Annotated in this window: 10 protein-coding genes; all 10 read left to right on the plus strand. The window is 69.3% G+C overall.

What is annotated here, in order from left to right; genetic code table 11:
- Window positions 1-73 precede the first annotated feature (73 nt).
- Window positions 74-988, plus strand: a complete 915-nt coding sequence (locus tag QM626_RS04845) for a LysR family transcriptional regulator (protein WP_415074549.1) — start codon at window positions 74-76, stop codon at window positions 986-988.
- 213 nt (window positions 989-1,201) lie between these two features.
- Complete coding sequence (locus QM626_RS04850; RefSeq protein ID WP_415074551.1) at window positions 1,202-1,732, plus strand: MarR family winged helix-turn-helix transcriptional regulator; 531 nt, start codon at window positions 1,202-1,204, stop codon at window positions 1,730-1,732.
- 13 nt (window positions 1,733-1,745) lie between these two features.
- On the plus strand, window positions 1,746-2,684 hold the full coding sequence (locus tag QM626_RS04855; protein WP_415074553.1) for a VOC family protein: 939 nt from the start codon (window positions 1,746-1,748) through the stop codon (window positions 2,682-2,684).
- Window positions 2,681-4,171, plus strand: coding sequence for an NAD-dependent succinate-semialdehyde dehydrogenase (locus QM626_RS04860; RefSeq protein ID WP_415074555.1), 1,491 nt, complete (start codon window positions 2,681-2,683; stop codon window positions 4,169-4,171). Before QM626_RS04855 ends, QM626_RS04860 begins: the two co-directional genes overlap by 4 nt.
- Window positions 4,172-4,189: 18 nt before the next feature.
- On the plus strand, window positions 4,190-5,032 hold the full coding sequence (locus tag QM626_RS04865; RefSeq protein WP_415074557.1) for a fumarylacetoacetate hydrolase family protein: 843 nt from the start codon (window positions 4,190-4,192) through the stop codon (window positions 5,030-5,032).
- Entirely contained in the window at window positions 5,029-5,484 is a 456-nt protein-coding gene (locus QM626_RS04870) for a VOC family protein (RefSeq protein WP_415074559.1), read from the plus strand. The genes QM626_RS04865 and QM626_RS04870 overlap by 4 nt, the downstream gene beginning before the upstream one ends.
- A 62-nt stretch (window positions 5,485-5,546) precedes the next feature.
- Window positions 5,547-6,317, plus strand: a complete 771-nt coding sequence (locus QM626_RS04875) for an alpha/beta fold hydrolase (RefSeq protein WP_415074561.1) — start codon at window positions 5,547-5,549, stop codon at window positions 6,315-6,317.
- A gap of 1 nt (window position 6,318) precedes the next feature.
- Entirely contained in the window at window positions 6,319-6,789 is a 471-nt protein-coding gene (locus QM626_RS04880; protein ID WP_415074563.1) for a GlcG/HbpS family heme-binding protein, read from the plus strand.
- Between the two features lie 12 nt (window positions 6,790-6,801).
- Window positions 6,802-7,851, plus strand: coding sequence for a hypothetical protein (locus QM626_RS04885; RefSeq protein WP_415074565.1), 1,050 nt, complete (start codon window positions 6,802-6,804; stop codon window positions 7,849-7,851).
- A gap of 92 nt (window positions 7,852-7,943) precedes the next feature.
- Window positions 7,944-8,928 (plus strand): vanillate/3-O-methylgallate O-demethylase (ligM, locus tag QM626_RS04890; protein ID WP_415074567.1); only part of this gene is annotated, 985 nt, incomplete at its 3' end.

The following is an 8,928-nucleotide window of genomic DNA, read 5'->3' on the forward strand; positions in this document are numbered from 1 at the left end:
GTGGAGGCGCCGAGGAGGGCTCGGATAGGCTGCAACAGGGCTTCCCCCGCGCAACGAGCCCGAGGAGCGCACTATGGACCGACTCGTCGTCATGAAGACGTTCGTCACCGTCGCCAAGTCGTCGAGCTTCAGCCAGGCGGCGCGCGAGCTGGCGATCTCCGGCTCGCTCGTCTCGCGCCACGTCGCCGACCTCGAGCGTCAGGTGGGCGTGAGACTGGTCAACCGCACCGCGCGTTCGGTGAGCCTGACCGAGGCGGGCCGGCGCTACGCCGAGTTCGCCGAGCGCATCCTCGACGAGATCGACGAGGAGGACAACTCCCTGTCCCAGTCGCGGGACGCCCCCGAGGGCATGATCTCCGTCATCTGCCCCAAGTGGATCGGCACCCTCGAGGTGGGGGACGCGATCGCCGCCTTCGTGCGGGAGCATCCCAAGATCGACATCCGGTTCGAGCTGGGCGGCATGAGCGACCGCAACTACGACTTCCTCGACCGGGGCTACGACGTCGCCTTCCACACCCGCGACCTGCGTGACTCGAACGTGCTGATCCGGCGCGTGTCGGAGCTGCCGTTCGTGCTGGCCGCGTCGCGCGAGTATGCGCGCCGGCGCGGGCTGCCCCAGACGGTGGCCGAGCTCGCCGATCACGACTGCCTGCTGCACCCGAACGATCCGGTGTGGCGGCTCGGCGAGGGCGAGGACACCGTGCACTACAAGGTGCAGCGCGCCAAGGCCGTCGCGAACTCCTATCTCGTCATCGAGAAGCTCGTCGAGGCGGGATGCGGCATCGCCCTGATCCCGCGTCGCCCGGCGTTCGAGCGGCTCCAGAGCGGCGACCTCGTCGAGGTGCTGCCCGAGTTCCCGCCGCCGGACCGCGCGCTGTACGCCGTCCGCGGCCCCGGCGGGCACACGCCGGAGCGGGTGCGGATCTTCCTCGACTTCATGACCGCCTGGTTCCGGTCGAAGCAGCAGACGGCGCTCACGTCCGTCTGATCGGGCACGGCATCGCCGTGTCCGGAGCGCCGGCACGGCGTCGCGGATTCTGAGGAGATCCCGGATTTCGAGGAGCCGCACCGCGCGTACGGTCCGCTGCATCCGGAATCTCCTCAGAATGACGACGGTGCCGAAGGGGAGCAGGGCGCCGGTCGGCTGGCCGACCCTGCCTCTGACTGGTTATATATGTATAATCAGTTCACGGAGGTGCTCATGGACCCGGCTCCTGGCGACGACGCCTTTCTCACGCTGGCGGACCTTCTCGTGGACATCGCCCGCGAGATCCGCATCGGCGCGTCCCATTCCGCCCCCGTCGTGCCGCTGACGCAGACGCAGGGCCAGGTCATGCGCTACATCCACAACCATCCGGGGTGCTCTCCGTCCGCCATCGCCGACGGCAGCGGCCTGCAACGGGCGAACGTGAGCGCCGCGCTGCGCGACCTGCGCGGGCGCGGCTACATCACCTCGGTGCGCGACGACGCGGACGGCCGGGCCGTGCGCATCCACGCCACGCCCCTGTCGGAGGAGGTCATCTCCCGCCTCCGACGCTCCTGGGCCGATGTGCTCGAGCGCGCCTGGGAGCTCACGCCCGAGCTGGACGGCGACCTCGAGAGCATGCTTCGCAGTCTCGCCCGCCTGCACGCGGGCCTGGATGCAGAGCGCGCAAGCAATACGTTCCGCATCCCCTCTCCCGCCGAGCCGGCGCCCGACGCAGACTCGACTTCGATCCCTGCCCCACGCTGAAAGCCGGCCCTCAATGTCGATCGAACGCATCGAATCCGTCACCTACGGGGTGGAAGACCTCGACGAGGCCACCCGCTTCTTCCAGGACTTCGGCCTGACCCTCCAGGAGCAGACGCCGCAGCGCTCCGTGCTGACCACGCAGGTGGAGCAGCGGATCATCCTCCGCCCGCTGGACGACCCGACGCTGCCGCCGCCGGTCGAGAACGGCCCCGGCATCCGCGAGGTCGTCTGGGGCGTCGACTCGCAGGAGTCCGTCGACGCGCTCGTAGCCGACCTGCGCACCGACCGCGAGGTCGTCGTCGACGACGAGGGCACCGCGCACACGCTCGACGAGACCGGCTTCGGCCTCGGCCTGGCCGTCACGCACCCGAGGCACCTGGACTACGACCCGCGCAAGTACAACAGCTCCGGCCGGGTCGAGCGCTGGAACCAGCCGCAGACGGAGATCGCCGACGTCCGGCCGATCCGCGTCTGCCACGTCGCCCTGAACATCCCCAAGGAGGGCAAGGACGAGGCGATCGACTTCTACCTGAAGCGCCTCAACTTCCGTGCCACCGACATCGTCGAGCCCATGGGCGTGTTCATGCAGGTCGAGGGCGACGACGACCAGCACAACTTCCTGCTGTGCCACCGTCCCGACCGCGCCGGCACGAACCACACCTCTTATGAGGTCAGCGGCTTCGACGACGTGATCGAGGGCGGCAACCACATGATCGAGAAGGGATGGCGGGAGGCCCGGCGCCTGGGCCGTCACACGGTCGGCTCGAACGTCTTCCGCTTCATCCACTGCCCCGCCGGGGGTCGGGTCGAGTACGCCGCCGACATGGACCGCGTCGACGACTCCTACGGGCCCAACGTCCACGAGCAGACGCCGCCGCACCACATCTGGGTGCTGGCGACCAACAACGACCCGAAAGCCCCCAACACGTCGGAAGGAACCGCCCTCGTATGACCATCACCACTGACGCCCCCTCCGTCGCCGCCGACACCTACGCGAAGGCACGGCTCGGCCTGTTCATCGACGGCGAGTGGCGTGCGGGTGCCGACGGCCGCACCTTCGACGTCCGGAATCCGGCGACGGACGAGGTCATCGGCCAGGTGCCGCGCGCCGAGGCGAGCGACCTCGACGACGCGCTCGCCGCCGCGGAGCGCGCCTTCCCGCTGTGGCGCGACACCTCCGCGTTCGAGAAGAGCCGCATCCTCATGAAGACCGTCGCGCTGCTGCGCGAACGCGCCTCGGAGATCGGCACGCTCATGGCGATCGAGCAGGGCAAGCCGCTCAAGGACGCCGTCATGGAGGTCGTCCGGGTCTCCGGCACGCTCGAGTGGTGCGCCCAGGAGACCCGGCGGCTGTACGGCCGGATCATCCCGACCGACGTCGACTCGCAGCTGACCGTGCGCTACGAGCCGGTCGGCGTCGTCGGCGCGATCGTGCCCTGGAACTTCCCGGCCGGTTCGCCCATGCGCAAGATGTCCGCCGCGATCGCCGCCGGCTGCGCCCTGGTCATCAAGGCCTCGCAGGAGGTGCCCGCCACGGTGTGCGCGCTCGCCCAGGCCTTCCACGACGCCGGGCTGCCGGCGGGTGTGCTCAACCTCGTGTTCGGTCGTGGCGCCGAGACCGCCGAGCACCTCATCGCCTCTCCCGTCACCCGCCTGATCGCCTTCACCGGCTCGGTCCCGGTCGGCAAGGAGCTGGGCGCCCGCGCCGGCGCCCTCATGAAGCCGACGATCATGGAGCTGGGCGGACATGCGCCCGTCGTCGTCGCCGCGGACGCCGACCCCATCGTCGCCGCACGCCGCACCTCCGCCGCCAAGTGGGCGAACGCGGGCCAGGTCTGCACCTCGCCGAGCCGCATCCTCGTGCACGAGTCGATCGCCGAGGAGTTCATCGCCGAGATGGTGCGCCAGGCCGCCGCGCTGAAGGTCGGCGACCCGCTGGCGGAGGGCACCACGATGGGCCCGCTCATCAACGAGAAGCGCGTCGAGGCCACCGAGCACCTCGTGAACGACGCCGTCGCGCACGGTGCGACGATCGCCTTCGGCGGCGAGCGCCTCACCGGCGAGGGCCGCAACGACGCCGGCTACTACTACGCGCCGACCATCCTCACCGGGGTGCCGCTGGACGCCGAGGTCATGAGCGAGGAGCCGTTCGGCCCGGTCGCCCCCATCACCACCTTCACCGACCTCGACGAGGCGCTGCGGATCGCGAACTCGCTGCCCTTCGGCCTCGCCGCCTACGGCTTCACCGAGTCCGCGTCGACGGCCGACATCCTGGCGCGCGGCTTCGAGGCCGGCATCCTCTCGATCAACCACTGCGGCGGCTCGGTCACCGAGGCGCCCTCCGGCGGCGTCAAGGAGAGCGGCCTGGGGCGCGAGTCCGGTCCCGAGGGCGTGCAGGCGTACCTGATCACCAAGCGCGTCAGCCACAAGCTGCGCTGACGGTCAGGAGGGAACCGGATGCTGCTGGCGCGGTGCACGCACGAGGGACGCGAGTTCCTCGGCCTGGTCGAGGGGGAGGAGGTCCAGGAGATCTCGGGCGACCCGCTGCGCGTGCCGTTCGCGCAGCTGACCGCGGACCCGGCGGCGCTCGCGGCCGGCCTGCCGCGGCATCCGCTGGCCGCGGTGGAGCTGCTGCCGCCCGTTGTGCCCGGCACGTTCTACGCGGCGGGGTTCAACTACAAGGCGCACAACCGCCACCACGAGGAGCTGGGCTACGACCCGGTGAAGGTCGGCGACCGGCCCGAGGTCGGCTACCGCGCGCAGAGCGCGCTGGTCGGCCACGGCGCCGACATCGTCAAGCCGCAGGGCGTCGAGGGCCGGTTCGAGACCGAGGCGGAGGTCGTGGCCGTCTTCGGCGCGACGCTGCGTCACGCCACCCGCGAGCAGGCCATCGACTCGGTGTTCGGCTGGACGATCGGCAACGACGTGTCGGCCCGCGAATGGCAGCACGCGGACCGCACCTTCTACCGCGCCAAGAACGCCGACACCTTCAAGCCCATGGGTCCCTGGATCCAGACCGACGTCGATCCGCTCGCCTCGACGACGACCGTGTCCCGCAACGGCCGGCTCGACGCGCAGTTCGCGACCGGCGACATGATCTTCGACCCGTACGACTTCATCGTCGAGATGACGAAGTACATCACGATCCACCCCGGCGACGTCCTCTGGATGGGCGCCGACGGCAACACCCCCATGGCAGTGGGCGATGTCATCGACATCGAAATCTCCGGCATCGGCACACTCACCAACACCGTCGTCGGCGAAGCCGCCGACACCCACACAGAAAGGACGCGCTCATGAGCACCACCGAGACGGACGCCGGCCCCGCCGACGTCGCGAAGGGCTTCGCGCTGCCCGAGCCCAAGTTCGACGCCGAAGGGCGGAGCATCGAGCCCCGCTACATCCACCACGTGAACTTCCCCACGACCAACGTCGACCGCACGATCGAGTGGTACACGAAGGTCTTCGGCCTCAAGCGCGTCATGCCCAAGAGCAACACCCGCGTCGTGCTGCTGACCAAGGGCCGCTTCGACCTGCACTTCACGCCGGTCGAGGAGATGGACCGCATGGCGCCGTACCACTACGCCATGGAGGTCGACGACTGGGACGGCTTCCTCGGCCACCTCAAGGACCTCGGCATCCGTTACACGCGTCCCGTCGAGCGGCCGGAGAACAACTCCAAGTTCTGCTACATCCACGACCCCGATCACACGATGATCGAGATCGTCTTCCACGGCCGCCGTCCGGTCTGAGCGCCGCCCCGCTTCGCCCCGGCACCGCGCGCCCACACCCATGCCCCCGAGGAGGGACATCCATGCCCACCGTCCACAACAACGGCACCACCGTCTACTACGAGGTGCACGGCGAAGGGTCGCCGATCCTGTTCGTGCACGGCTCCGGCGGCCACCACGCCGCCTGGTACCAGCAGGTCGTCGCGCTGCGCGACCAGCACACCGTCGTCACGATCGACCTGCGCGGCTTCGGCAACTCCGACAAGGACGAGACCTACGACAGCCAGAACTTCCCCGGCGACATCGTCGCGGTCATCGAGGACGCCGACCTGACCGACGTCGTGCTGCTGGGACAGTCGATCGGCGCCGCCGCCGCGCTGAAGGCCGCGCTGCGCGTGCCCGACCGCATCCGGGGCGTCATCCTCGCCCACTCGCTGGGCGGCATCGACGACCCCGAGATCACCCCGCTGGTGAAGGCCGACCGCGCCGAGGCCGAGAAGCTGCCGGTGATCGACCGGCTGCTGACCACGGCGTTCCGTGAGAACGAGGCGGCCAAGACGTTCCTGTTCACCCAGATGGGCACCTTCAACAAGGCCCGGATGCAGGATCTGCGCAACCTCGCCAGCGACGGCCCGTCGATCCAGACCGTCGCGGCCGCCCCGTTCGGCGTCGCTTTCCTGGCCGGCGAGAAGGATGCCGTGCTCAGCCCCGCGACGGTGACCAAGGCGCACGAGCTGGTCGAAGGGTCGCTGCTGGAGATCGTGCCCGGCGCCCCGCACTCCATGTACTGGGAGCGCCCGGATCTGTTCAACGCCGCTGTGAAGAAGCTCGTCGACGAGCTGGAAGGAAACTGACATGCCCCAGAACGTCCAGCAGGACGACGCCGAGAAGATCGTCGAGGTCGCCGAGCGCGAGGCGCTGCGCCTCGGCAAGGGACTGTCGATCGCGGTCGTCGACTCCGGCGGGTTCATCGTGACCATCCGCCGCTTCGACGGCGCCCGCCCCATGACGCCGCTGATCGCGCTGTCGAAGGCCTACACGTCCGCCGTCATGCAGCGGCCCAGCGGCATGCTCACCGGCTGGTCGAAGTCCGACCCGGTGTTCTTCGGCAAGGTCGGCGAGATGGGTCAGTTCCCGATCGTCGCGACCGGCGGCGGCGTGACCCTCAAGCGCGAGGGGGAGTTCGTCGGCGGCGTCGGCGTCTCCGGCGGCACCCCGCAGGAGGACGAGGCGCTCGCGCAGTCGATCCTCACCGAGCTCGGCTACGAGACCGACTTCGACGAGTGGGCCGGTGCCAAGGGCGCCGGCGACCCGAAGCAGCACTGAAGGGACCGGGCCATGGCCAACCTGTTCACCTACCGGATCGACAACCACGGCGACAACGTCCGCCCGAAGTCGATCCTGGACGCGCGTTCGCAGCAGCGCAGCGGAGAGCTCTCCGACGACGAGCTGCGCGATGTCGAGGACGAGGCGCTCGTCGAGTTCCTCACCTACCAGCGTCACCTGACGCTGTCGTGCCTGTCGGACGGCGGTTACCGCAACGCCGACTACCGCAGCCCGGTCCTCTCGTCGGTGTCCGGGTTCGCCCGGGTGCCGGACCAGATGACCGCGAGCGGCCTCGGCGTCTGGAGGCTCACGGGTCCGCTCAAGCAGCGCACGCCGATCGCGAGCGACGACGCCCGCTTCCTGCTCGACCACACCGGCTTCCCGGTGAAGGTGAAGCTGCCCTCGGCGGCTCACATCGCCGCACAGACCTACGCCGAGGACAGCTACCGCGCCTACCCGGGTGCTGCGGCCCTCGGCGACGCCGTCGCCGAGATCCTGCACGACGAGATCGAGCTGCTGCTCGAGCTGGGCGTCAAGGTCGTCCAGCTCGACAACCCCGACTTCGGCGCCTATCTGACCGGCCTCGACCATCCGGAGCTGTCGTTCGAGGACGCGCTGCAGATCGACAACGCCGCCATCGCGGGGCTGGACAAGGACGAGGACCAGAAGATCGCGCTGACCATCGGCTGGGGCGACCACCTGGGTGCGGTCGACACGCCGCGCGCCGAGCAGCTGTTCGCGAGCGAGTTCGACAAGTTCGTCTTCCCGTACCACAACGACGCCGCGGCGGCGCAGAACCTGCCCCTGCTCGTCCCCAACGAGAAGCAGATCGCACTGGGCATCGTGGATGCCGACAGCGCCGAGCTCGAGGACATCGACACCGTCATGGCGCGTCTCGACCTCGCGATCGAGCAGCACGAGTACGACCGGATCGGGCTCCTGCCGAACAAGGGCTTCCAGCAGGCGGCCTACCTCCCGGCGAAGCTCACGATCGAGGAGCAGCGGCGCAAGCTGGAGCATGTCGAGACGTTCGCCACGATGATCTGGGGCAATGAGGCGTGACGGCGGCATCGTTTACCTATGGACATAGGCAAACGATGCTCGTAGCATCGCGGTAGCGGTTCGCGTCGGAGACGAGGAAGTCGAGGCACGCCATGGCGAGCAGTCTGCAGGAGCTCCTGGACGAGAAGGGGAGCGTCGTGCAGATGCTCCGTGACTCTCAGCTGGGCACGTACATCTACCCGGTCGTCCCGGCCGAGTTCACGAACTGGCGGCGGGAGCAGAAGGCGTGGCGGCACGCCGCCGTGCTCTACGACCAGACGCACCACATGGTCAACTTCTTCATCTCCGGGCCCGACGCGTTCGCGCTGCTGCGCGACACCGGCATCAACTCGTTCGCGAGCTTCCCGGTCGACACCGCCAAGCAGTTCGTGCCGACGGCGTCCAACGGCGGGGTGATCGGCGACGGCATCCTGTTCCACGAGGCCGAGGACGACTACGTCTACGTCGGCCGGGCACCGGCGGCGAACTGGCTGCAGTTCCACGCTGAGACCGGCGGCTACGACGTCGAGTTCCGCTACGACGACCGCTCGCCCTCGCGCCCCTACGGCAGGGCCGTGCACCGTGAGTACTACCGGTTCCAGATCCAGGGGCCGAACGCGTGGTCGATCATCGAGAAGCTCAACGGCGGCCCGCTCGAGCCGGTGCGCTTCTTCCACATGGGCCACCTGACGATCGCCGGCGCCCAGGTGCGCACGCTCCGCCACGGCATGGCGGGCGCCCCCGGCCTGGAGCTGTGGGGGCCGTACGCCGATCACGAGCGGATCCGTGACGCCATCCTCGCCGCGGGGCTCGAGTTCGGCATCGAGCCCTGCGGCTCGCGCGCCTACTCCTCCAACACGCTGGAATCCGGATGGATCCCCTCGCCGCTGCCGGCGATCTACACCGGCGGCGAGATCGAGCGCCGGTACCGCGAGTGGCTGCCGGCGAACGGCTACGAGGCGACAGGCGCGCTCGCCGGATCCTTCGTGTCCGACGACATCGAGGACTACTACCTGACCCCGTGGGAGCTCGGCTACGGCTCCTTCGTGAAGTTCGACCACGACTTCATCGGTCGCGACGCCCTGGAGCAGATCGACC

The organism is Microbacterium sp. (assembly GCF_047606385.1).
GTDB lineage: Bacteria > Actinomycetota > Actinomycetes > Actinomycetales > Microbacteriaceae > Microbacterium.